This is a genomic window from Enterovibrio litoreus, from assembly GCF_045679545.1.
Lineage (GTDB): Bacteria > Pseudomonadota > Gammaproteobacteria > Enterobacterales > Vibrionaceae > Enterovibrio.
The window spans coordinates 896933-921873 of record NZ_CP166194.1 but is presented as its reverse complement, the minus strand read 5'-3'; the positions used below and the strand labels follow the sequence as shown (position 1 = coordinate 921873).

At 49.0% G+C, this 24941-nt stretch carries 23 protein-coding genes; 10 read left to right on the top strand and 13 right to left on the bottom strand.

Annotated features, from left to right (window positions below; all coding sequences use genetic code 11):
• Positions 1 to 205: 205 nt before the first annotated feature.
• Together rlmA and AB8599_RS04005 are read left to right on the top strand one after the other, a co-directional pair.
• Positions 206 to 1048 carry a 23S rRNA (guanine(745)-N(1))-methyltransferase gene (gene rlmA / locus AB8599_RS04010; protein ID WP_407332503.1) on the top strand — a complete coding sequence of 281 codons (843 nt, stop codon included), beginning with the start codon at positions 206 to 208 and terminating at the stop codon, positions 1046 to 1048.
• A 97-nt stretch (positions 1049 to 1145) separates the two neighbouring features.
• On the top strand, positions 1146 to 2102 hold the full coding sequence (locus AB8599_RS04005) for a ChaN family lipoprotein (RefSeq protein WP_407332502.1): 957 nt from the start codon (positions 1146 to 1148) through the stop codon (positions 2100 to 2102).
• 42 nt (positions 2103 to 2144) lie between these two features.
• Here AB8599_RS04005 and AB8599_RS04000 read toward each other — a convergent pair whose 3' ends face one another.
• From AB8599_RS04000 to yfbV, 4 genes are all read right to left on the bottom strand, one after another.
• On the bottom strand, positions 2145 to 3716 hold the full coding sequence (locus AB8599_RS04000) for a cryptochrome/photolyase family protein (protein ID WP_407332501.1): 1572 nt from the start codon (positions 3714 to 3716) through the stop codon (positions 2145 to 2147).
• Positions 3676 to 3891: a DUF2256 domain-containing protein gene (locus AB8599_RS03995; protein ID WP_407332500.1), complete on the bottom strand. Its 216-nt coding sequence runs from the start codon at positions 3889 to 3891 to the stop codon at positions 3676 to 3678. Before AB8599_RS03995 ends, AB8599_RS04000 begins: the two co-directional genes overlap by 41 nt.
• A 19-nt stretch (positions 3892 to 3910) precedes the next feature.
• Positions 3911 to 5365: an FAD-binding domain-containing protein gene (locus AB8599_RS03990; protein ID WP_407332499.1), complete on the bottom strand. Its 1455-nt coding sequence runs from the start codon at positions 5363 to 5365 to the stop codon at positions 3911 to 3913.
• A 300-nt stretch (positions 5366 to 5665) separates the two neighbouring features.
• Complete coding sequence (yfbV, locus tag AB8599_RS03985; RefSeq protein WP_407332498.1) at positions 5666 to 6115, bottom strand: terminus macrodomain insulation protein YfbV; 450 nt, start codon at positions 6113 to 6115, stop codon at positions 5666 to 5668.
• Between the two features lie 418 nt (positions 6116 to 6533).
• On the opposite strand from yfbV, the gene AB8599_RS03980 reads away from it, so the two are divergent.
• Together AB8599_RS03980 and pta are read left to right on the top strand one after the other, a co-directional pair.
• Entirely contained in the window at positions 6534 to 7730 is a 1197-nt protein-coding gene (locus AB8599_RS03980; RefSeq protein WP_407332497.1) for an acetate kinase, read from the top strand.
• Positions 7731 to 7883: 153 nt separating this feature from the next.
• Positions 7884 to 10019, top strand: a complete 2136-nt coding sequence (gene pta, locus AB8599_RS03975) for a phosphate acetyltransferase (protein ID WP_407333172.1) — start codon at positions 7884 to 7886, stop codon at positions 10017 to 10019.
• A 108-nt stretch (positions 10020 to 10127) separates the two neighbouring features.
• Here the strand turns inward: pta and AB8599_RS03970 are convergent, their stop codons facing one another.
• Positions 10128 to 12863, bottom strand: coding sequence for an ATP-binding protein (locus tag AB8599_RS03970; RefSeq protein WP_407333171.1), 2736 nt, complete (start codon positions 12861 to 12863; stop codon positions 10128 to 10130).
• A 275-nt stretch (positions 12864 to 13138) separates the two neighbouring features.
• Here AB8599_RS03970 and AB8599_RS03965 point away from each other — a divergent pair, with 275 nt between their 5' ends.
• Positions 13139 to 14239: a two-component system response regulator gene (locus AB8599_RS03965; protein ID WP_407332496.1), complete on the top strand. Its 1101-nt coding sequence runs from the start codon at positions 13139 to 13141 to the stop codon at positions 14237 to 14239.
• On the opposite strand, the gene AB8599_RS03960 is transcribed toward AB8599_RS03965, so the two are convergent.
• From AB8599_RS03960 to AB8599_RS03945, 4 genes are all read right to left on the bottom strand, one after another.
• Positions 14236 to 14844: a LysE family translocator gene (locus AB8599_RS03960; protein WP_407333170.1), complete on the bottom strand. Its 609-nt coding sequence runs from the start codon at positions 14842 to 14844 to the stop codon at positions 14236 to 14238. The genes AB8599_RS03965 and AB8599_RS03960 overlap by 4 nt on opposite strands.
• 141 nt (positions 14845 to 14985) lie before the next feature.
• Positions 14986 to 16365, bottom strand: a complete 1380-nt coding sequence (locus tag AB8599_RS03955; RefSeq protein WP_407332495.1) for a TRAP transporter large permease subunit — start codon at positions 16363 to 16365, stop codon at positions 14986 to 14988.
• Positions 16362 to 16928: a TRAP transporter small permease subunit gene (locus AB8599_RS03950; protein WP_407332494.1), complete on the bottom strand. Its 567-nt coding sequence runs from the start codon at positions 16926 to 16928 to the stop codon at positions 16362 to 16364. Before AB8599_RS03950 ends, AB8599_RS03955 begins: the two co-directional genes overlap by 4 nt.
• A 73-nt stretch (positions 16929 to 17001) precedes the next feature.
• Positions 17002 to 18111 carry a TRAP transporter substrate-binding protein gene (locus AB8599_RS03945; protein WP_407332493.1) on the bottom strand — a complete coding sequence of 370 codons (1110 nt, stop codon included), beginning with the start codon at positions 18109 to 18111 and terminating at the stop codon, positions 17002 to 17004.
• 515 nt (positions 18112 to 18626) lie between these two features.
• Here AB8599_RS03945 and metN point away from each other — a divergent pair.
• From metN to AB8599_RS03920, 5 genes are all read left to right on the top strand, one after another.
• Positions 18627 to 19661 (top strand): methionine ABC transporter ATP-binding protein MetN, encoded by a 1035-nt coding sequence (metN, locus tag AB8599_RS03940; RefSeq protein WP_407332492.1) that lies wholly within the window; start codon positions 18627 to 18629, stop codon positions 19659 to 19661.
• Entirely contained in the window at positions 19651 to 20343 is a 693-nt protein-coding gene (locus AB8599_RS03935; protein WP_407332491.1) for a methionine ABC transporter permease, read from the top strand. The genes metN and AB8599_RS03935 overlap by 11 nt, the downstream gene beginning before the upstream one ends.
• Before the next feature lie 61 nt (positions 20344 to 20404).
• Positions 20405 to 21217 (top strand): MetQ/NlpA family lipoprotein, encoded by an 813-nt coding sequence (locus AB8599_RS03930; RefSeq protein ID WP_407332490.1) that lies wholly within the window; start codon positions 20405 to 20407, stop codon positions 21215 to 21217.
• A 147-nt stretch (positions 21218 to 21364) separates the two neighbouring features.
• Positions 21365 to 22129, top strand: coding sequence for a sulfite exporter TauE/SafE family protein (locus AB8599_RS03925; protein ID WP_407332489.1), 765 nt, complete (start codon positions 21365 to 21367; stop codon positions 22127 to 22129).
• A gap of 8 nt (positions 22130 to 22137) precedes the next feature.
• Positions 22138 to 22422 (top strand): SelT/SelW/SelH family protein, encoded by a 285-nt coding sequence (locus AB8599_RS03920; RefSeq protein ID WP_407332488.1) that lies wholly within the window; start codon positions 22138 to 22140, stop codon positions 22420 to 22422.
• 36 nt (positions 22423 to 22458) lie between these two features.
• On the opposite strand, the gene AB8599_RS03915 is transcribed toward AB8599_RS03920, so the two are convergent.
• Genes AB8599_RS03915 through AB8599_RS03900 form a run of 4 tightly spaced genes read right to left on the bottom strand, consistent with a single transcriptional unit; the run spans position 22459 to position 24738 of the window.
• On the bottom strand, positions 22459 to 22854 hold the full coding sequence (locus AB8599_RS03915) for a CBS domain-containing protein (RefSeq protein ID WP_407332487.1): 396 nt from the start codon (positions 22852 to 22854) through the stop codon (positions 22459 to 22461).
• Positions 22851 to 23201: a P-II family nitrogen regulator gene (locus AB8599_RS03910; protein ID WP_407332486.1), complete on the bottom strand. Its 351-nt coding sequence runs from the start codon at positions 23199 to 23201 to the stop codon at positions 22851 to 22853. Before AB8599_RS03910 ends, AB8599_RS03915 begins: the two co-directional genes overlap by 4 nt.
• Positions 23201 to 24007 (bottom strand): DUF1538 domain-containing protein, encoded by an 807-nt coding sequence (locus tag AB8599_RS03905; RefSeq protein ID WP_407332485.1) that lies wholly within the window; start codon positions 24005 to 24007, stop codon positions 23201 to 23203. Before AB8599_RS03905 ends, AB8599_RS03910 begins: the two co-directional genes overlap by 1 nt.
• On the bottom strand, positions 24004 to 24738 hold the full coding sequence (locus AB8599_RS03900) for a DUF1538 family protein (RefSeq protein WP_407332484.1): 735 nt from the start codon (positions 24736 to 24738) through the stop codon (positions 24004 to 24006). Before AB8599_RS03900 ends, AB8599_RS03905 begins: the two co-directional genes overlap by 4 nt.
• Between the last annotated feature and the right edge of the window lie 203 nt (positions 24739 to 24941).

Genomic DNA, 24941 nt, shown 5'->3' with positions numbered 1-24941 from the left:
TCATATTGAGTTATTTCGACTCAAGTATACGCCCAAACATTTGACCAAGCAGAAATTGCACCTTTCAATATCAAACTCACAAACTCACAAACTCACAAACTCCAGCTTACTCTCTACCCATTATTCTGCGTTTCCTAATAGTCCTTGAACCCCCCGCCCTCCCACCGTATCCTTACCGCTCATCCATTCTTGTCGAAACATCGCTATGTCATACCTTTGTCCGCTGTGTCAGCAATCGCTATATCTCAAAGAACGTACTTACAAATGCACTAACAACCACCAGTTTGATGTAGCGAAAGAAGGCTATGTGAATCTTTTGCCTGTGCAGCACAAGCGGTCAAAAGATCCCGGTGACAACAAAGAGATGATGCAGGCGCGTCGCCAATTTCTTAATGGCGGTCACTATCAGCCCATGCGTGATGCAGTATGCAACTTACTCACAGGGTTATTGGCCGAGCAAACACAGGCTCTGGCATACTGTCAGCTATTGGATATCGGTTGTGGTGAAGGCTATTACACCAGCCATTTTGCCAAGGCACTCAGTCATACCAAGGCACAAGGCGGTGTAAAGGTCGTCGGTTTGGATATTTCCAAAGTGATGATCCGCCATGCGGCGAAACGCTACCCTGAATGTGATTTTTTGGTCGCCTCAAGCCAACGCCTGCCGTTTGCCGACGCGCAACTCGACGCCGTGGTACGCATCTACGCACCTTGTAACGGTGAAGAACTTCAGCGCACCATCAAAGATAACGGCGTGGTCGTGACCGTGACGCCGGGCCCACGTCACCTGTATCAGCTCAAAGAAGGCATTTATGATGGCGTGAAGCTTCATGATGTCCCTGTGGAAGATCTGCCCGGGTTTGAACTGGAAGCGGAGCACAGCGTCGCTTATCCAATGGCGCTCAACAGTGAAGACGCCACCACCCTGCTTCAAATGACGCCGTTCGCATGGCGCGCGCCAGACGCGTTGTGGCAAACACTGAAAGAGAGCGAGCAATTTGATTGCGAAGCGGATTTCACTCTGCGCGTTTATCGAAAAAAAGCCTAAAAAGACCACATAGAGCACAAAGGAAACGCAACAAGGCAATTGCCCGCGTTTTCCGTCATACTGGTGCGTATCTCCTGATATTCAAGGACACGAATTCATGTCGATACGCGCATTCTCCGCCGCCTTCATTCTCGCGACGCTTTTAGGTTGTAGCCACCCGCTTACGCCTAGAGAAACCCCAGCCCCCACGGGCACGCTTTACGACTACCGCATTGAATCTCCCAATGGCGTGCCATACTCCCTCAATGAGCTGGCTAACGCGCTGAGTGACGCTGACGTCATACTGGTTGGCGAGTGGCACACCCACCCCGGCATTCACTTATTTCAAGCGCAATTGCTTTCTACTCTCGCCGCGCGTTATCCCGCCACTGCGCTGTCTATGGAGCAATTTTCACGCCCCGATCAAAGCGTGATAGACGGCTACCTTCAAGGTGATTTTGGTGAAAGTGCGTTACTGAAGAAAACTGAAAAGTGGCCAAACTACGCCAGTGACTATCGACCTTTGGTTGAAATCGCGAAAGCCAATGCCATGCCCGTTGTTGCCGCCAACACCACGCAAGAGATCGTGCGTTGCCTCGCCGCTAAGGGTGAAGGCTACCTTGATACATTGCCTTCGGAGAAACGTCGCTACGTGGCACAAACCCTCTCGAGCGAACCCTCGCCTTACAAAGAGAAATTCTTGTCCGTGATGTTCCACGGCAACGAAGAGAAAACCAATAACCAGTATCTGGCGCAAATCGCGTGGGACGACACCATGGCCGAAAGCATGGTCGAATTTTTGGCAACGAACCCGAATTACAAAGTGATGCACATTGCAGGGGCGTTCCATGTTGAAAATGGCTTGGGTATCGCAAGCCGCATTTTGGCGCGAAACCCCGACCTCAACATCGCCATCATCTCACCACAAACCCTAGATGCGCCGCTGCCCAACGAGGTTAAAGACTATCGATTAGTCGTCAACCCACTGCCCGAGCAATGGCTATCAGAGAAAGAAATGCAGGATGCGATTGGAACCATGCGCCATAGCCGCCGGAAAGCTCCAGATTGTTCCTGATTCAAGGCTCAAAGCTCAAGGCAAATCGAAAACGTTCAGCCACTACAATTTCTCGATGTTTTTGAGGCTATGAGCCGCCTTGCCCAACACCGCTCTTTGTTGCTCATCTGATTTCTTATTCCAATTCGCATACACCATTTTGGTTCTGGGGTTACCGCCAAAATCGTCTTGGTGTTTATCCATAAAATGCCAATAAAGCGCGTTCAATGGGCAAGCGTCATCTTCGGTGATTTTCGAGACCTGATAATGGCAATTTCCGCAGTAATCGCTCATTTTCTTCACATAATTTCCGCTTGCTGCGTACGCTTTCGACCCCACAATGCCGCCATCAGCAAACTGGCTCATGCCGCGGGTGTTGGGCAGTTCCACCCACTCAATCGCATCGATATAAATCCCGAGATACCACTCATCCACTTGAGCGGGTTCGATGCCGCTGATCAGGCAGAAATTACCGGTGATCATCAAACGTTGAATATGGTGCGCATAGGCGTAATCCAGCGATTGTTCGATCGCGTGTTTCATGCAGGCCATTTTGGTGTTGCCCGTCCAAAACCATGAAGGCAAATCGCGCGTCGCGGACAAACTATTCAGCGTGGCGTATTCCGGCATATTCGCCCAATAGATCCCGCGAATGAACTCGCGCCAACCGATGATTTGGCGAACAAAGCCTTCCACTTGCGCCAAGCTGATTTCATCGGGTCGCGTGTGATAGTGATGAATCGCCGCGTCCACCACATGCTGAGGGCTCAAGATTTTGCTGTTTAGCGCAAACGACAACCTTGAGTGATACAGACTCCATTGTTTGCGCTTGCCTTCCTCATCGGTCTGCCCAGTCATCGCATCTTGGAAGCGTCCAAAGCTGGGTAAGCAATGCTGGCAGAAAAAAGTCAGTAATTCGTTCGCGTGCGTGCGTGTTATCGGCCACAGTAGATTTGAGTCAGGCTTTCCAATCACCTTGATGTTGTGGCGTTCGATGCGCGCAAGAATGTCAGTAACATCATGACCAAACAGCAGTGGTTCCGGCACATCATCGATGTCTTTCGCTTTGAGTTTGTTTCGATTATCCGCATCGAAATTCCATTGTCCGCCTTGAGGTTTTTCGCCGTCCATCAACACATTGAAGCGTACACGCATCTTGCGGTAGAAGGCTTCCATACGGTGCTTTTTACCCGTTTGAAAATCACGACGGAGTTGCTGTTCAGACAAGTAAAAATGCTCAGTTTCAACCGCAGAGACCTCAACCTTTGTCGCGCTGGCAAAGTCTGCCAATTGCTGCCTCAAGCGATATTCATCGGGCAATTGGTATTCGAATGCACTCACACCATGTTGCTCAATGAGGTGGGTAAGCAAAGCAGGTAAATCCGAAAACGGCGCGGTGTCGTCCAAGGTGAGGTGCAATACTCTGTGCCCTGCCTGTTGCAACGCCTGCGCGAATGCAGACATGGCGGCGAAAAAGGCACAGACCTTTTGTACATGATGAGGCACATAGCTGGCTTCTTGGTGCAGCTCAGCGATGATATACAAGGTGTCGTCATCTTGCTCACGAAACCAAGAGTGACTGGCATTGAGTTGATCACCCAAAATCAAACGTAATCGAGCGGCTTTCGTTGTCATTTTTATCTCGCTTGCTAGGATTTTCTTGCTGACTGGATTTCTTTGGAGTTCGGCTTCCCGCACATCGCTTAGAGCAATACTTCACGTCATCCCACACACGTTCCCATTTCTTGCGCCACGTAAACGGGCGCTCACACACAGCACAGGTTTTCGAAGGTAACGTTTTTTTCTTCATTCAGTGTCCACCAATATCATCAATCTGGCCTTACGTGTCGTTTGAGTAATCGATGCGCTTCACGTTGAACATCGGGCAGTTTTCTCCAGCGCCAAAGTAGCGCTTGCGCTTCGGCGTAGCTTTGCTTCAAGTCGACAATGGGCTCGGGGTAATCTTCGCCGATATTCACGGCGTACAGCATTTGCTCCATGGGCGACAACTGCCAAGGGGCGTGAACGAGAGGTGCTGGCACCTCGGCCAACTCCGGAAGCCACGTTTTCACAAACACGCCATAAGGGTCTTTCTCTTCACCTTGCTTTACGGGGTTATAAATACGAATGGTGTTGATCCCCGTCACGCCCGCCTGCATTTGAAATTGGCTGTAGTGAATACCGGGTTCGAAATCGAGGAAGACGCGTGCGAGATGCTGTACACCATGTCGCCAATCCAGCGCGAGGTGGTGACACAAAAAGCTCACTAGCATGGCACGCATACGGAAATTCAAATACCCGGTCGCTTGTAAGCAACGCATGGAGGCATCCACCATGGGAAAGCCTGTTTTACCTTCTTTCCATGCGGTTAATCGCTGCTGCGCAACCTCACCAGTGGCGCGAGGCAATGCCAGATAACCACGATTTACCGGTTGGAATTCCATACTGGATTCACTTTCAAATTTTTGAATAAAGTGGCAGTGCCAATGCAAACGCGAGCTAAAAGCAACCAATGAGCGTCGCCACCCTGCCATGCTCCAATGTTTCAGCACGGTTTGGTATACCTGACGAAGACTCAGATTCCCCCACGCTAAATACGCAGAAACACGAGAGCAGTGAGTTTGGCTGAGCGTCGGGCTAGATAACGAATAGGCATAGTCTTTCCCTCGACCTTCAAAAAAGTCATTGAGGGTTTGCCATGCTGCTGCTTCACCGCCTTTTTGAAAGCGCTCAGAACTGCTGGTTGGCTGAAGGTATTTTTCCACGCGGCGAGGCAGCGCTTCAGCCCTTGCTGTCACCCAAGAAATACTTGATAGATCACAATCGGCCTGAGGGGCGCGCATGACGCGTTGCCAATGTTTGTCCCACGTTTTTCGGTGGGTTAAGCCACGTATGACGGCACCAAACGAGGTTTCTTCCCAATTGATACTCTGTACGTCACACCACACTTTAACGGCTTTATCGCGCTCAAAGGTGTTGTTAAGGCCGACTTCTTGATGCGAGAACAGGTGTGCAATGCCGAAGGTTTGGTGGAGCGATTTAAGCGTATCTAGCGCGTTTTGAGATGAGACCAACAGCGCCCCTTTAGGTAAGCGCGCTTTCATATCATTCAGGGACTCGCCAACAAAACGCCAGTGGCGTTCGTCGTAATGCGGGTCATCAAGGAGGATGGGCTCAAAGCAATATACCAACAGCACAGGCAGCCCAGATTGCGCAGCGCGTAACAAAGGTTCGTGATCAGATAAGCGTAAGTCGCGCTTTAACCACACAATGGAAATAGCCACGGTTATCCCTCGTCGTTTTGGCGTAAAACGTCACTCAACGTCGGGTTATCGTGTAACCGTTAGTCATGAGCACACCAGTGAATGGCTTGATGCGTTAACTCACCACCTGACTTTACGGGTCATAGTTAATGGTTAATGGTTAATGGTTAATGGTTAATCCAGTTTTACGTGACGTTTGCGGGTTTGGTTTAACCGACGAGAGATAAACAAGAGGGATAGCGCATGAGGTATTGTCAAAAACAAAACCGCCTCGGTTTCCCGAGGCGGTTTTTCGTTTTACACGACTGTCATATCAAGTCGTTAAAACCAGCGTTCCAACGACGATTTGTCTAATTGCTTAAACGCACGATTCAAGGTTTGCGCCAGCTCTTTGTAACGAGGGCGACTTTTGATGGGTTGTATTGCCCCACCTTCACTCACAATTTTCTCGTGAAGTTCGCGATACCACCCCGCCAATGCGGGCGGAAGTTGTGTATCACGACGTCTTCCCAGCCACCACATACCTTGTAGTGGCATACTTAATGCGAACAACGCCATGATCATTGCTTGAGGCAAGCCTGCGTAGTTATTAAAGGCCATTTGCATCAACACACTCATCACTGCGACAGCAGGCATCACTTTGGTAGCAAACTGTGTTGCTCGAATCACCCGGTTTTCTGGGAACATCGGTGCCAATTCTTTTCGGATTGGCCATTCCGTCATGTATTTTTGACCATCACGAAAACTGTTCCACATCGATTTATTGCTCATACGGTGCATACCTCCCAGCGATGTCTCTGTATTGTCAGCTAAAATCCTGCTGCAAGCTTTAAAATAAAGTTTATAAACATTAATTCAAATCAATAATGACTTAAAAATTTTTGTTATCTGCCGCAAGTATCGCTATCCTTAGCCGACCTAAATCAATTGTTGCTCGGATTTGATTATCTCGCAACCACAGAAACGCCAAATGGATGACCGGCAGCGCAACAAATCACCAACGATGGTGAGCCTGTAGGTTAGTCTGTCTGGCGTTTTTCGTTGCATATCAGGGACCGATGAGCGATGTATCTACTCCGCGACAAATTTTATGCTTATTGCTTTTGTGAGAAGAATAGTGACTTTTTTATCTACTATCCTTCTCCGATTAGTTAACAAACACTATTTTACATCGAATAGGTAGTATCAAATGTCTAAGCTGGTTCTTGTTCTTAACTGCGGCAGCTCATCGCTGAAATTCGCTATCATTGACGCACAAACAGGTGATGAGCACCTGTCTGGTCTGGCTGAGTGTCTACACCTGCCAGAAGCTCGCATTAAGTGGAAATTGGACGGCAAACACGAAGCTCAACTAGGCGACGGCGCTGCACACAAAGAAGCACTGAGCTTCATCGTTGAAACCATTCTGGCTTCTAAGCCTGAACTGGCAGAAAACTTGGGCGCAATTGGTCACCGTGTTGTTCACGGTGGCGAGCAATTCACGCAATCTGCACTTATCTGTGACAGCGTTCTGAAAGGCATTCAAGATGCGTCTAGCTTCGCACCGCTTCACAACCCAGCACACCTTGTTGGTATTGAAGCGGCTAAAGCTGCATTCCCAGAACTGAAAAACGTTGCAGTATTTGACACCGCGTTCCACCAAACTATGCCAGAAGAAGCGTACCTGTACGCTCTGCCATACAAGCTGTACAAAGAGAACGGTATCCGTCGTTACGGCATGCACGGTACGTCTCACTTCTTCATCGCGCAAGAAGCAGCAAACCTACTTGGCAAGCCAGTTGAAGAACTCAACATCATCAACTGCCACCTGGGCAACGGCGCATCTGTATGTGCTATCAAAAACGGTAAATCTGTAGACACTTCAATGGGTATGACGCCGCTTGAAGGTCTGGTCATGGGTACGCGTTCTGGTGATCTTGATCCTGCGATCATTTTCCACCTGCACGATGCACTGGGTTACAGCGTTGAAGAAATCAACAACATGCTAACCAAAGAGTCTGGCCTTGCGGGTCTAACTGAAGTGACTTCTGATTGCCGTTTCGTTGAAGACAACTACGGTCAGAAAGAAGAAGCAACCCGTGCGATGGACGTGTTCTGTCACCGTCTTGCTAAATACGTAGCAGGTTACACTGCATGTCTTGACGGTCGTCTTGACGCAATCGTATTCACTGGCGGTATCGGCGAGAACTCTGGCCCAATCCGTGAGCTAGTTCTAAACCGTCTAGGTCTTCTGGGCGTTGAAGTTGACCAGGCGCGCAACCTGAAAGCACGCTTCGGCGGCGAAGGCGTTATCACTTCTGATAGCAGCCGTGTTCCTGCGATGGTTATCTCTACCAACGAAGAACTTGTTATCGCTCAAGATACTGCACGTCTGACGGGTATTTAATCAGTATTTGACGTGAACTTGCGACTGGTCAATGCGACCAGTCGTTTCAATTTGGCATAGTAATTGGCCACATTGAACACATTCACAAAGCCTGCCTTGCGCGGGCTTTGCTCCTGACGTAGTAAAGAGGAATTAACCGTGTCCCGTACTATTATGCTCATTCCAATCGGCGCTGGCGTTGGCCTAACAAGCATTAGCTTAGGCGTATTGCGTGCGATGGAACACAAGGGCGTTCGCGTTTCGTTTTTCAAGCCAATCGCGCAACCTCGTCATGGCGACAACCAGCCTGACCTGACCACCACTATTATCGAAGCAAACAGCAACATGAAAGTGGCTGTGCCGCTAAGCATGGCAAAAGCTGAAGAGCTTATCCGTACTGACCAAAATGACGTGTTGATGGAAGAAATCATCGCACGTTTCAAAGAAGCCACTGCTGATACAGAAGTTGCGCTTATTGAAGGTCTAGTACCAACTCGTAACCACCCGTTTGCTAACCAAGTGAACTACGAGATCGCGAAAACGCTAGATGCGGAAATCGTGTTCGTGGCGACGCCAGGTACGGATAACCCATCGCAGCTTCGCGAGCGCATTGAAGTTGCCGTGTCTAACTTCGGTGGTTCGAAGAACAAGAACATCTCTGGTTTGATCATCAACAAGCACAACGCGCCTGTTGACGAAGAAGGCCGCACTCGCCCTGATCTGTCTGACATCTTTGACGAGTCAAACGCGGCGAAACCTACCAACGTAGAAGTGATGGAGATTTTCAACTCTAGCCCTATCCGCGTGCTGGGTTGTGTGCCTTGGAGCATCGATCTGATTGCAACACGTGCGAGCGATTTGGCGAAGCACTTGAAAGCTGAGATCGTTAACGCCGGTGACATCGAAACGCGTCGTATTAAGAGCGTCACGTTCTGTGCACGTTCTATTCCAAACATGATCGAGCATTTCCGTCCAGGTTCACTGTTGGTAACTTCTGCAGACCGTCCTGACGTTATCGTTGCAGCATGTCTGTCTGCGATGAATGGTCTTGAAATCGGTGCGCTGCTGCTAACTGGCGGTTACAACATCCCAGAACAGCTGCAAGGCCTTTGTGCGCGTGCGTTTGAATCTGGCCTGCCAGTATTCACCACCAAAGGTAACACTTGGCAGACGTCTTTGAATCTTCAAAGCTTCAGCCTAGAAGTGCCTGCAGACGACAAAGCGCGTGTTGAGTTCGTTAACGAGCACGTGGCTAGCCACATCGACGGCAACTGGATTGAGTCTCTTTCTGAAGGTTCTGTTCGTGCACGCCGCCTAAGCCCACCAGCATTCCGTTACCAGCTAACCGAACTTGCTCGTAAAGCGGCTAAGCGCATCGTTCTGCCTGAAGGTGATGAGCCACGTACCGTGAAAGCTGCGGCTATCTGTGCTGAGCGCAAGATTGCTGAATGTGTGCTTTTGGGTAACCCTGATGAAATCCGTCGCGTTGCTGCGCAACAAGGTGTTGAGCTTGGCGCTGGCGTGACTATCATCAACTCTGATGAAGTACGTGAAAACTACGTTGCTCGCTTGGTTGAGCTACGCGGTTCAAAAGGCATGACGGAAGTTGTGGCTCGCGAGAAGCTACAAGATTCAGTGTTCCTTGGCACTATGATGCTTGAAGCGGGCGAAGTTGATGGTCTGGTTTCTGGTGCGGTTCACACCACAGCAAACACCATCGTTCCTCCGTTCCAAATTATCAAGACTGCGCCTAACGCGTCTATCGTATCGTCAGTATTCTTCATGCTTTTGCCTGATCAAGTGCTGGTTTACGGTGACTGTGCAATCAACCCGGATCCAACCGCTGAGCAACTTGCTGAGATCGCGATCCAATCTGCAGACTCTGCAGCCGCATTTGGTATCGAGCCACGCGTTGCAATGATCTCTTACTCTACCGGTGAATCAGGTAAAGGCGCAGACGTTGATAAAGTGCGTGAAGCAACCAAACTTGCTCAAGCAAAACGCCCTGATCTTATGATCGACGGTCCTTTGCAGTACGATGCAGCAATCATGGAAAACGTGGCCGCTTCTAAAGCGCCTAACTCTCCTGTTGCGGGTAAAGCTACCGTGTTCGTCTTCCCTGACCTGAACACCGGTAACACCACGTACAAAGCGGTACAGCGTTCTGCTGATTTGGTTTCTATCGGTCCTATGCTGCAAGGCATGCGTAAGCCGGTAAATGACCTGTCTCGCGGCGCACTGGTAGACGATATCGTTTACACCGTTGCTCTGACTGCGATTCAAGCGAAACAAGCAGAAGACGCTGAATAAGTCTCCAAACTTGTTTGACAAAAAAGCCGATGCTTCTTGCATCGGCTTTTTTATTTCACCATTTCTTGTCGCCATATTTTTTATGTCGCAATATTGCCCGTCGTTCTGTTAGCCAGTTTTTTTCTTGAGTTCTTTCAGATGGTCTTCTGCTGTCAGAAAATCAAATTGGCCTATCGCCTCTTGCAAACGCTGGAACTCCTCAAGCTGGTTGCACCATTGCGGCAGGGCTTTCGCCAAAACAGTCACCTTGTCCTGCACCTCAATATCAAACTCTTGCAAGCTAACCTGCAACGCATTGAGTTGCTCAACAAGATAAGCATCAAGCGGCTTGATCTCTTCTTCCACTTGCGGTGCTGGCGCTTGTTCTGCACTGGCAGCAATTTCATCAAACTTTTCAATTGCGGCAGTTATCATCGCTTTCAATGCCAACACTTCACTTTCTTGTACTGGCTCACCCGCGTTGTATTTATCTTCCAACGCTGAGGCTATAACGGCCATGTCATCCGCGCCAATGTTGCTACCCGCACCTTTACATGAATGCGCCAAAATCCCCTTCTCGCTGTTGTCATCGGACGTGAGCAATTGCTCCACAGAGCTCACTTGAGAGTTGAGGAAAAGCGACAGTATTTTGAGGTATTTTGCCTTGTTGCCCCCCAAGCGTTTAACGCCATCCGCAAGATTGATACCAGGGACATTATCCACCATCAGATCGAACATGGTGTCTGTGTATTCCATTGTTGCTCTCCTTCGGGTTTTCTCGGCTTCGGTATCCTGTTGCTGCGGTTGAGGTGCGGCTTCGGTTTCTGGCGCTTGCTCAAGCTCAGGTATCGATATTGGTGTTAATTCAACGTCATTTTCAGGTTCCGTTTTTGCTTCCCACTCAGCACTTGTCTTGTCACTTTCATCGCCTACATCTGTTATTTGATCTAAGCAAGATGCCTTGTGTGCGTTAGCAGGCTCAAAAGATGAAGACGCCGGGTCACGACCCGTCAACCAATGAACCAGACGATCTTTCAAGAACTCAAAATCAATGGGTTTCGCGATGTGCTCATTCATGCCCGCTTCCCGACAGGCCGCCACATCATGGGCATCGGTATTCGCCGTCATGGCCAGAATGGGTAAATCCGTCATCCCCATTTCTCGACGGATAATTTTTGTCGCTGTCACGCCATCAATCACGGGCATTTGCATGTCCATTAATACCAAATCGACGGCATGCTCTTTCAGTATTTGAATGGCTTCATCGCCATTATTTGCGACCAGGACATTGATGGGTAAACACTCCATGGCACCAATGGCGACTTCCTGATTGATCAAGTTATCTTCAACCAGCAGTACCATGCGATCACGTATCATCAACTCCCACTCAGGAATGTCTTCAAGCTCTAACTCAGCGTCGCGATCATAGGCACTATGCCTAATTGGCGTGACGATATTGTGCTCATCAGTAATCGCGCGAAGCAATGCGGAAGGTAACGTCGGCAGAGCTAACCATTTGAAAGTAAAGGATGGGCGAGTTTCCGGCATATCCAAACAATGATCGGGACCAGAGAGCAGCAATACCGATGGCGATGTCTTTAAGCCGCACAGAACAGAGGTCAATAACGACGTCATTTCTGCGCTAATACCAGCCCAATCGACGACAATGTGTGCGTAACTTCCTCTTTCGATTCCTTTTTGACACTCTTCTAATTCAGCAAGATTGCGACATTGACTAACGTTTGCCCCGGCATAGACGAGTGGGTCACAAATGTTGCCTTGCAAGGTCGTATTGGTTGCTATCACCAACACACTTTTTGTCGTTAATGCGCGCGACCATGCACCACCCAATCGCGTGTTTCCCCTCACGCCAGACTGACAAGGCAGCGTGAAAGACAGCATCGTTCCTTCACCAAACCGACTTTCCACGTGAATATTGCCGCCCATCAGCGCCACCAACTCTTTTGACAACGGCAAACCGAGTCCTTTCCCCCCCTTGGAGCGAGACGCCGATGAATCGGCTTGAGAAAATGGCTGAAACAACAGATCGAGATCTTTTCGCTTGATACCTATCCCGGTGTCACTGACCGCAAATTGGATCTTCACATCGTCTTCGCGACGCGACTCCAAGGAAACAGAGATCGTGACCTCACCCTCGTCAGTAAACTTAATCGCATTGTCACCAATCGCCATTAATACCTGAGTGATGCGAACGATATCCGCGTCAATGACCTTGGGGATCGTCATGTCGACGTTGATACACAACAAAATACCTTTTTCATTTGCGCGTTCCCCCAATGTTTTCGCCACCGGAGAGAGGATGGTTTCAACATTACATTCAACCCATTCAATCTCGAGGTTGCCCGCTTTTACATTGGTAAAATCTAACGTGGCATTGACGGCTTCCAACAAAGAGTGCGCAGAGGTGACTACACGACGTATGTAGCGCTGCTGCTTAGATTCTAAGCCGCTATCTAGAGCAAGTTGAGACATACCTAGAATCGCATTCAGCGGTGTTCTGAATTCATGGGACATATTGGAGAGAAAATCACGCTTGGCCTGCTGCGATGCCTGCGCGGCTTTTTTGGCAATTTGTAGTTGCTTCTCTAATTGCCTGAGCGCTTGTCGTTGCTCGCGAAGTTCTTCTTGCGCACGCTTGTTGGTCACGCTGTTAAAGATTAACGCCCCAGCAAGAGCCAGAAGAAGGATAACCAGCAATGTAATGATGCTCGTTGCATCTGCCACAACGCTTTTATCTACGGGGGGCAGGCTCACTCCCGACAAATACCCATGCTCTTCCTTGCCCAAAACAGACAAAGGCGTAGCCACTAACAATGCAACACTTGAGGTCACTAATTTGGTCATAATCCGCGTAAGGCGCGTTGTATCAAACAACACGCTTCCATCGTTTCAACATTGCAATCCGCCCGTGTCGACATCACTACGAACACCTACCTTTGCCACCCAAAGACAACGCTGGCTCGCTGCCAACAAACCAACAAGGCTTTCGCTGGTACATCAGCGCCTTGTTTTGACGCTAAATGCATGTCTCGAATTAAATTAATGTGATTCATAATTGGAACAATATTAAGAGTAGACCTAGGATTGAATTAGTGAAAAGTGAATCAGGATCTCGTTAAATGGTGTCACCGGAAAGTAAGCAGAAAAAACGCGCCACCATTCTGGTCGTTGACGATACACCCGAGAATCTCGTTTTCGTTAGTGAGATGCTTAAAGACAGCTATGAAGTGAAAGCCGCAACGAATGGTCAAACAGCGTTAGCCATCGTTGAAAAATTCTCTATCGACCTTATTCTGCTCGATGTCGTTATGCCCGGCATGGACGGCTATGAAGTGTGTCGCCAGATTAAAGCGAAAAAAAGCGCTTGCGATATCCCGGTGATCTTCCTGACGTCAAAATCAAAATCTGAAGACCAAGAATTCGGTTTTTCAGTGGGTGCGGCGGACTACATCAAAAAGCCATTGAGCCCGCCGATCACCATGGCACGCATCAAGATTCACTTGGAAAACAAAGCATCAAAAGATTTTCTACATGATCAAAATGAGTACCTTGAAGCCGAAGTGCAACGCCGTGTCAAAGAACTCAGTGTTATCCAAGATGTCACCATCAATGCGCTCGCAAGCCTTGCTGAAACACGCGATCAGGAAACGGGCAACCACATTATTCGCACCCAATACTACGTGAAAATTTTAGCTGACCAACTCTTTCTTCGTGGAAAATACCCAGACCTTGTTACTGCCGAATACATCACCATGGTATTTAAAACCGCGCCACTGCACGACATTGGCAAGGTGGGGATTCCTGACGCGATCTTGTTAAAACCAGGCAAGCTCACGGCTGAAGAATTCGAGACGATGAAGACCCACGCTAAGCTAGGTTATGACGCCATCGTAAAGGCAGAGCAGGAAGTGGACGCGCATTATCCCTTCTTGAGCGCGGCAAAAGAGATTTCTTATGGTCACCACGAAAAATGGGATGGCTCTGGATACCCGCAAGGCCTGAGTGGCGAAGACATTCCTCTCAGCGCCCGATTAATGGCTGTGGCCGATGTGTTTGATGCTTTGGTGAGTAAACGCGTTTACAAATCGGCCATGTCGCACGATGAAGCGTTTGAGATCATTCGCGAAGGCAAAGGGACCCATTTTGATCCCATGCTTGTCGATTTGATGTTTGATATGAAAAATGACTTTATTAAAATTGCAGAGACCTACAAAGACTAACCCACTGCTAACCAAACCCCAACAGCCATCATCAAGGTTCCCGCAATACGATTCATCATACGAACGTTGCCGCTTTTTTGTAGGAAGTGACGTAACGTGCGCCCGCCACTCGCATATAACATCAAGCAGCTAAACTCTGTTATCAAGATTATGCCAATCAACACCGCTAGCTGAGGAGGAAGCGCTGCTTGGGGGTTAATAAATGGCGGCAGCAAAGACACCATAAAGGCCCAGCCCTTAGGGTTGGCAATGGCGGTAACAAACCCTTGCATTGCCAAAGACAACGGAGAGGTGTTTCCATTGACCGATAAATCATCTGGAATGGCCATTTTTCCGCGAGATAGCCACATCTGAACGCCCAGATAAAACAAGTAGGCACCACCAACGTACTTGAGCACCATGAACAAGCTCGGGTAATTGAGCATGATCGCCGCGACACCGACCACTGACGCCAACGAGACCAGCCCGACGCCAATCAACTCCCCCCACATCATATGTAGACTTTTTCTTACGCCAATACTCATGCCGAGCGTCATGGCAAAAGTCATACACATTCCAGGGGTCACTGAAACAAAGAAAAATGTGGGTATAAACACCGCTAACATGGCGATATCAACAGCAGATGTCACGTTATCTCCAGACAAAAGCAAACAAAAAGTCGCTTAGTAGAAACTGAGCAGGGTCATTTCGTCAAGCGTAATTAGCAAGACAAAAAAGCCTCGAAAAGAGGCTTTAAACTCACCAATTTATCCGTATACCAATTCAGGCAGCCATGTGGCAAGCGTTGGCCAATAGGCAAGCAAGCCCAACATCAGCAGTTGAATCAATATGAATGGTGCAACACCTCGGTAGATATCCGTCGTAGAGATGGAATCTGGCGCAACACCACGCAGATAAAACAAGGAGAAACCAAATGGCGGAGTGAGGAAGGATGTCTGTAAATTCAACGCAATCATGATACCCAGCCACACCGGGTCGACACCCATTGTGAGCAGGATCGGTGCCACAATCGGCACAACCACGAACGTGATTTCGATGAAGTCGAGAAAGAAGCCCAACAAGAACAACACCAGCATCACTAGCGCCATCGCACCAAACACACCACCAGGAAGACTTGTCAGAAAGTCTCTAACGATGTCATCGCCACCAAAGCCACGGAACACCAAAGCAAAAAGCGAGGCACCGATGAGGATCAAGAACACCATGGCCGTCACTTCAGTGGTGCTACGAAGCACATGACGAAGAATAGACAGATTAAACATGCCTTTACTGGCGGCCAATACAATCGCCCCCACTGAGCCGACTGACGCCGCTTCTGTTGGCGTTGCTATGCCGCCCAATATTGAGCCCAACACCAGAACAATCAACATCACCGGCGGGAACAATACGGTTAATACCTGCATCCAAAGCTCTTTACTCACTTTGCGTTCTTCCGCTGGGATAGGCGGCACACGCTCAGGTTGAGTAATGGCAATGAAAACAAGGTAAAGAATGTACATACCCACCAGCATGAAGCCAGGGATCAATGCGCCCAAGAACAAGTCACCCACGGTGACACTTTCTGGTGAAAAAATCCCCTGATCCAGTTGCGCTTGTTGATACGCAGAGGAAATGACATCCCCCAGCAATACCAAAACAATTGACGGTGGAATGATTTGCCCTAGCGTTCCAGAAGCACAAATAATGCCGGTAGACAGCCTCGGGCAGTAGCCACGCTTCATCATCGAGGGCAATGAGAGCAGCCCCATGGTCACCACGGTCGCCCCAACAATACCTGTACTGGCAGCCAGTAACATCCCAACGATCGTCACGGAAATGCCAAGGCCACCCGCTAAACCACCAAACACTTGCCCCATGGTATCGAGCAAATCTTCAGCAATGCGGGATTTTTCCAGCATGACTCCCATGAATACAAACAGCGGAATCGCCACCAGCAATTCATTGGCTAAGGTGCCTTGAATACGGTTTGGAATGGCTTCGAGAAAAGCTGGGTCAAATGTCCCTGTAACGGCCCCAATAAACGCGAACAATAGCGCTGAACCACCGAGCGTAAACGCCACGGGATAGCCGACCAATAGCACGCCAAAGGTAAACAAGAAGAGAAATAAGGCGAGGAATTCACTCATAGCGCATGCTCCTCGTCGTGATCGTCGAGTTGCTTAGCAATGTCTTGATGTCCTGCAATCGTGAGTACGGATTTAAGCGCTTCGGCAATACCTTGCAAAATCACCAATGCGGGCATTAATAAAATACTGGTTTTAAAGAGGTATTTAGCGTCTACGCCTCCTGCTTCTTGTGAGCCTTCCATGATTTGCCATGAGGCAGCCACGTAATCCCACGCGATATAGAAAATAAACGCGCACGTTGGAAGCAATAAGAATAAAAAACCAAGCAGATCGACCCAGGCTTTTTTCTTTTCAGACGCAGGGCGATAGAAAATATCAACGCGAACATGAGCGCCTTTTAACAGCGCATAGGCGGCGCCAAGCATGATGACGTAATTGTGAAAATAAAGGACAGATTCTTGCAGAAACACCGACCCTGAGTTCAGTAAATAGCGCATCACGACGACCACAAAGGTGATCAGCACGATGGCCAACACGAACCAAGAAACAATGCGTCCTGTCCAGTCACTAAAACGATTGATGCCCTTAATGAGGGCAATAAGACGAGGAGAGGCGGTATCCATACTACTACTCTAACTTCAGCCTGTGGGCTTAATGGAAAAGACTAAGAGGCTGCCAAAGACAGCCTCTTAAAGGTTATTGCGGGTTACGGGCATTTAGCATGGATTGCTCAGAAATTGCATGCCAATCAATCGCTTGATCGCGGAATGATTTGTAAGAGTCGTACACTTTCTTACTGATCGCATCCACTTCTGCCTGCTCGGCAACCACTTGGTCAGCCAGCACTTGCAACTGGCTCAGAACTTCTGCTGGGTACGGGCGAAGTGCGACCTTATGCTCTCCCACCAGACTTTCCAGTGCCGCATTGTTACGTGCGGTGAATTCAGCCAGCATGTCAGCGTTAGCAATGCGCGTTGCACCCAAAACGATCGATTGCAGATCTTTAGGCAGTTTTTCGAATGCGTCTTTATTGATCAGCGCTTCCAGCGTTGTACCTGGCTCATGCCAACCTGGGTAGTAGTAGTACTTCGCAGCCTTGTGCAAACCAAAGGCCAGATCATTGTATGGACCCACCCACTCAGTCGCGTCGATGGCGCCAGATTGCAGTGATGGGAAAATTTCACCACCTGGTAGCAATACCGGTGTGCCGCCAGCACGTTTCAACACTTCACCGCCAAGGCCAGGAATACGCATTTTCAGACCTTCGAGATCGCCAATGGTATTGATTTCTTTGTTAAACCAACCGCCCATTTGCACACCGGTGTTACCCGCAGGCATAGGAATGATACCGAAAGGTTCATAGGCTTCAGCCCAAAGTTCAAGGCCACCACCGTTGTAGATCCAACCGTTCATTTCTTGTGCTGTCAGACCAAAAGGAACCGCTGCAAAGAACTGCCCTGCTGGCGCTTTACCTTTCCAGTAGTAACCTGCACCGTGACCCAGTTCAGCGGTTCCGCGCGAAACGGCATCAAACACGTCGAGTGCACCAACCAACTCACCAGCACCATATACTTTGACTTCAAGGCGACCGTCACTCATTTCAGTGATCAGTTCTGCCAAATTGTTGGCACCAGTACCTAGACCTGGGAAGTTCTTCGGCCAAGTCGTGACCATTTTCCAGGTAATTTTCTCTTGTTCAACGGGCTGTGCCTGCGCACTAGCTTCCTGCTTTTGCTCACCACAACCGGTCAATAGCACGCTGAGTGCAACTGCCGTGGCGGCAATAAACGAACGACGTTTATACATTTGGTAATCTCCTTGCTTCGAAAGGCGAAAAAACTCAAGCAGCACAGAAAAAAATCGTGTAAAAATAGTTACTGCTTAAACAACGGGTATCGTCTGAACGCATCAGCGATGGGTTAATAAGTTGTTGCAATAACTTTACCTATTATCTCGTTCAGCAAGTAGTTCAAACACAAGGTTGTTTGAAGTTGGTCATACAATGACCTGCATTGATAAACTGCATGATTGATATGACACTCGATTATGTTGTGTATTTCATGTTTTACCTGATGTAGTGGCACATCCCCTTTGTCGCTCGTCGCTTCTATTCACACACAACAACCTTGTACCTGCCTCTTTTTTCAGGCGCTTAACTCCCCCAAAAAAGCCACCCAAACATTTAGACGTCTAGCCGTAAAAATATCTATTGACTTGCCGTTCGAGTATCAATAGCATCAAATGCCATAAGATTGTTAAAAACCAAACGTTATAGCTGGATTCTTAACTATTTATTAACATGATTTAGTCCAGGAAGGCGTATGATCGAAATAAAACAGGTTAATAAGGAGTTCAAACAGGGCACACACACTATTCATGCCCTGCGCGATATTGACCTTCACATACCTCAAGGCAGAATATTTGGTGTGATTGGTGCGTCTGGTGCAGGAAAAAGCACCCTGATCCGCATTGTGAATTTGCTAGAACGCCCAACAAGCGGCCAAGTGATTGTGGGCGGCGTGGATCTCACGGCCCTTTCTTCAACCGAACTCACTAAAGAGCGCCAGAAAATCGGCATGATTTTCCAGCACTTCAATCTTCTTTCTTCCCGCACCGTGTTTAACAACGTGGCACTGCCACTTGAACTAGCAGGGAAAAACCAACAACACATTCACACCAAGGTGATGCAGTTACTTGAACTGGTTGGCCTTGAAGACAAACATGATACTTATCCGGCGAATCTGAGTGGCGGTCAAAAGCAACGCGTGGCGATTGCGCGGGCACTCGCCAGCGACCCAAACGTGCTTTTGTGCGACGAAGCCACCAGCGCATTGGATCCTGCCACCACCCATTCCATTCTGAATCTGCTTCAGACCATCAACCAGAAATTGGGACTGACCATTTTGCTGATCACCCACGAAATGGATGTGGTGAAGCGTATTTGTCACGAAGTCGCAATCATCGGTGATGGCGAATTGGTTGAAAAAGGGCCAGTTGGTGATATTTTTGCCCACCCTAAAACGGAGCTGGCACGCACCTTTATTCGCTCAACCCTGGATTTATCAATCCCTCAAGATTATGCCGAACGTCTTCAATCGCAAAGCAAGGGCACGTTGCCGCCACTTGTTCGTCTTGAATTCACGGGCGCAAGTGTGGATGCCCCGCTGATCAGTCAGGCTTCGCGCAAATACAACATCGACATCAGCATTTTGAGTTCAGACATGGATTATGCCGGTGGCGTGAAGTTCGGCCTGATGCTGGCGGAGTTCTTTGGCGACGAAGAAAACGTCAACAACGCGCTGACCTTTTTGAAAGATCACAATATCAACGTCGAGGTGCTGGGATATGTCGCTTAATCTTGCTGCCATTTCTGGCTGGTTCACGGACAACGAACGACTTGTGGGTCTGTTGATTGATGCTCTGGGTCAAACTCTCACCATGGTTGTCGTATCAGGCATCATTGGCTTTTTGTTTGGTATTCCACTGGGCGTACTGCTGCATTTGACCAAACCGCGTGGATTGTTGGAAAACCCAATCCTGAACAAAGTCATCGGCATTGTCGTGAATATTGGCCGCTCGATCCCTTTCATCATTCTGTTGGTGGCCATTATCCCGTTCACACGCTTTGTGATCGGCAGTTCAATTGGCACTGGCGCGGCAATTGTGCCACTCACCGTTGGTGCGATTCCTTTTATAGCTCGCCTTGTTGAAGGCGCATTACTGGAAGTGCCATCTGGCCTTGTGGAAGCCGCGCAAGCCATGGGCGCAACCCCGCTGCAAATTATTCACAAAGTGCTACTGCCTGAAGCCTTGCCGGGGATTATCAACGGCGCAACCATTACTTTGGTGACGCTGGTGAGCTATTCCGCGATGGCGGGGGCTGTCGGCGGCGGTGGTCTGGGCGACGTCGGTATTCGCTATGGTTACCAACGCTTTGACGGCACCATCATGCTGATTACCGTGGTGATGCTGGTTATTTTGGTTCAACTGATTCAATCCGCTGGCGATCACCTGGTGAAGCGAGTCGATCACAGATAAAAACGGGTGGGTACCCACCTGATAAAAATGGAAATTTACATAACTTTTAAGGAGATGCGTTATGAACTTTACACTAAAAAAATTGGCTGCGGCTGCGGGCTTGGTTTCTGCACTGGCACTGACAGGTTGTGGTCAAGAAGAAGCGGTTGATCTGACCAAAGTGAAAATTGGTGTGATGGCAGGCGCTGAAGAACAGGTTGCTGAAATCGCGGCAAAAGTTGCCAAAGAAAAATACGGGCTGGATGTAGAGCTGGTTACCTTCACTGACTACGTATCACCCAATGCGGCACTGGAAGAAGGCTCAATTGATGCCAATGCGTTCCAACACAAACCGTATCTGGATCAGCAAATCAGCGACCGTGGTTACAAGTTTACCGTTGCTGGCAACACACTGGTCTACCCAATTGCGGGTTATTCAAGCAAAGTAACGTCAGTTGATCAAATCGAAAATGGCGCACAAATCGCCGTGCCGAACGACCCAACCAACCTTGGCCGTTCTTTGCTTTTACTTGAGCAACAAGGTCTGATTGAAGTTGAAGATACCGCAGGTCTGAATGCAACAGTGCTAGATATCACAAGCAACCCAAAAGATCTGAAAATTGTTGAGCTAGAAGCGGCACAACTTCCGCGTTCTTTGGAAGACGTAACTTTGGCGATCATCAACACCACTTACGCAAGTGCGATTAACCTGTCACCAGAGAAAGACGGTGTCTTCGTTGAAAACAAAGAATCTCCGTATGTGAACCTGATTGTTGCGCGAACTGATAATGTTCAAGCGCAGAATGTTCAGCAGTTCGTGCAAGCGTACCAATCTGATGCGGTGTTTAACGCGGCAGTGGAAACGTTTGATGGTGGTGTAGTGAAAGGCTGGTAATCACCGAGCTTCTGACCTACCTCTAAAGCCTGTGCTCGTCACAGGCTTTTTCTTTTCATTGGCGCTGGCATCTGTTTGCCCGCCATGGTATCAACACCTAACAACGGCATCACGAGCGCCAATCAATCCCTTGTTAACTGAGCGAATATGGACATTCTCGCAACCCTTGGCCTATTTATTGGCTCACTAATTTCAAACACACTTGCCTCTCTGGCTGGCGGCGGCTCCGGCCTGTTACAGCTTCCGCTTCTGTTGTTTCTCGGCCTAACGTTTTCTATTGCGCTTGCAACACATAAAGTGGCGTCTGTTGCCCTTGGCTTGGGCGCAGCATTCAAACACTGGAGAAGTGGCAATCTCGACCCTGCACTGACTCTCTATGTGGTATTGGCTGGCGCGGCGGGTGTAATAACAGGTGCGAACCTGATCTTGTTTGTGCCCGGCCCATGGGCGGAAGGCTTACTCGGCGGACTCATTATTCTGCTTGGCGTTTATTCGCGTTTACGTAAATCGCTGGGACACGAACCTGAACCCAAACACCGCGATACCCTAGGCATGATACTAGGCTGCTTAGGGCTGAGTCTGATCGGCATACTCAACGGCTCGCTGACCGCTGGTACAGGCTTATTTGTCACGCTGTTTTTAGTGCGTTGGTTCGGTTTAGATTACAAACAAGCGGTGGCACTCACATTGGTGAGCGTGGGTCTATTTTGGAATGGATTAGGCGCGGTAACACTGGCTTTGGCAGGTGCAGAGATTTATTGGCCTTGGATTCCTGCATTGCTTGCAGGTTCACTGCTGGGTGGTTATCTCGGTGCATATATGGCTGATAAATACAGCAATCAACTGATTAAAGTCGCGTTTGAACTGCTCACATTTGCTGTCGGTATCAAACTGCTTTGGGGTGTGTGGTAAGGAACATGATGGATAAGATAAACAACGTGGACATCGACATTTACTACTGCCGCCAATGCAACTGGATGTTGCGCGCTACTTGGATGGCGCAAGAACTGCTTTCCACCTTCAGCGAAGAGGTTAGTAGCGTGGCCCTTCACCCTGACACCGGTGGCCGTTTTGAAATCCACTGCAACGGCGAAATGATATGGGAGCGCAAACGCGATGGTGGCTTTCCCGAAGCCAAAATACTGAAACAGCGCGTTCGCGATGTGTTCGATCCCGATCGAGATTTGGGCCATAGCGACCGCTAAAACTGCCCCTAACTCATCGCTACCTAGGGTAGCAACCTAGTCCGCCAACATGCCATACATAACAATACTGTTGTAGCTAACAACGCCGAGCACCTTGCCATTATCAATCACAGGCGCTCGGCTGATACCAAAACGTTCAAATAAACGCGCGCAGTATTTCACGTTCATGTTTGGCGAAACGCCCAACGCGGGTTTGGTCATGATCTCATAAATATTAACGCGTTCAGGCGAGCGATTTTGTGACAGTACCTTTTTGGCGATGTCATTCATCAGCACCAAACCGTATTCATCATTCTCATCACGCTTGTTCACTACGAGGGCTTTAATGTGTTTGTCTCGAGCAATGCGGATGGCTTCGGCGACTGTGATTAACCCATCCACCAGCGCGAAATCATCTTTCATCACGTCACCAACGCGTTTCGTTACTTTCATAGTTCATCCCCAATCACGCTACTCAATTCTTGCACCTGATGCGCCACACCGACCGCATCTTCAATATCCAGTTGCACCGCTATTCCTTTGCCAGACGTCGCATCAAACTCACCCACTTCGTTAATGGTTTCCAAAATGCTTCGCGCCAAATGTTCTTCCACCACAAACAGCAACACGTCGCGCTGTACATCGAGGGTTAAACCAAAAAAGGTCTTCTGTTTGGTCAGCCCTTCCCCGCGGGCGTTATTGATCACGGTTGCGCCTGTTGCCCCTGCTTGTCTCGCCGCATCAAGCACCGCATCGGTTTTTGAATCTTCGATGAAAGCGACAATTAGTTTGAATCGCATTATGGTTTCCTCGTTTCATTTTGAGCCGATCCGCGTTTTGCCGACCACTCGGTTAACTGGGCATATCCCATGACGGTGATCATTGGGAATAAGCTAGCAAAGGCAATCAAACCGAAACCATCAATTAACGGGCTTCGTCCCGGTACTGTGGAAGCAAGGCCAAGACCCAGCGCCGTCACCAAAGGCACGGTGACGGTTGAGGTTGTTACGCCTCCCGAGTCATACGCCAACGGCACAATAAATTTCGGTGCGTAAAAGGTCTGAATTACCACCAGTACGTAGCCCGCAATAATGTAGTAATGAATAGGATCGCCAGCGACGATGCGGTAACACCCCAACGCAATCCCCATCGACACCCCCAGCGCCACAGAAAAGCGCAGCCCATTGACACTGATCGCCCCCCCTGAAACTTGTGAGGCTTTAATGGCAACTGCAATCAATGAAGGCTCTGCCACTGTGGTGCTAAAGCCAATGGCCGCCGCAAAAATGTAAACCCAGTAGTAATGCTGCCAATCCACGATGTTCGGCATGATCGCCCCTTCACCGTATAAAAACTCCGGCGCAGTAAGCTGAATAGCCATCGCTTCACCCAGCGGAAACAAGGCCATTTCAAGCCCCATCAGAAACAGTGAAAGCCCTAAGATAACGTAGACAAAACCGAAGATGATTTTCTTTAGGTTAACCACAGGTTTGCGCAAAACCGCAAACTGAAAGCCAAAAATGATGCACACGATAGGAAACACATCTCGGACGGTGGAGAACAAGGTGTCGATGAATGTAGGGATCAGTGATGCGAATAGATTCATACGGCGACCATCCCGTACACCATCACGAAAATCATGGGGGAGAGTGACGCAAACGCGATGAGACCAAAACCGTCAATCATCGGGTTCCGCCCTTTGATCACAGTCGCTAAACCTACGCCTAAAGCAGTCACAAGCGGCACGGTAATCGTTGATGTAGTGACACCGCCTGAATCGTAAGCGATACCAATAATGTAGCGCGGCGCAACCATGGTCATCGCCACCACCAGCATGTAGCCACCAATGATAATACGGTGAATAGGCCAGCCTTTTAGAATACGCAACACGCCGAGCATGATGGCAAAACCAACCGAAAAGGCGACCGTTAGTCTAAGTCCGTTAGCATAGGAAGACTGTGCTTCTTCAGTGAGAGGGATCATCCCACCTTCAGCAGCGACTTCTGCGGCTTCGGCCGCGACTGCGGTGAGAGCAGGCTCAGCTATCGTCGTGCCAAACCCCAACAAAAACGCGAACACCATGAGCCAGAACACACTGCCTTTTTGTGCCAACGCATGCGCCATGGATTCACCGATGGGAAACAACCCCATTTCGAGACCAAAAACGAAGAACGTCAAACCCATCACGACAAGGACAAGCCCAACAACAATTGAAATCCAGTCTGGCAACGGTTGCTGCAAGACGACGACCTGAAAAAAACCAATGACCAAGATGATAGGCAGCAAATCTTTAAAGCTTCCTAACATGGCTGTGAGCAATGCAGTAAATCCCTTCACACTCATTCCATTTGAAGATACTCAGGTCACTAGCGCTTTCCGAGTACGAGCGGCAAACCAACAATAAAGACGATAAGAAAATAGACTCAAACAACCTTAAGATGCTTGAATATATGCTGTCTTTATAACCCTGAGCCACTGTACAGGTATTTGCCATCCCACAATGTCTATAGGGTGATAAAGTTAACAAGGTTTTCTCAATA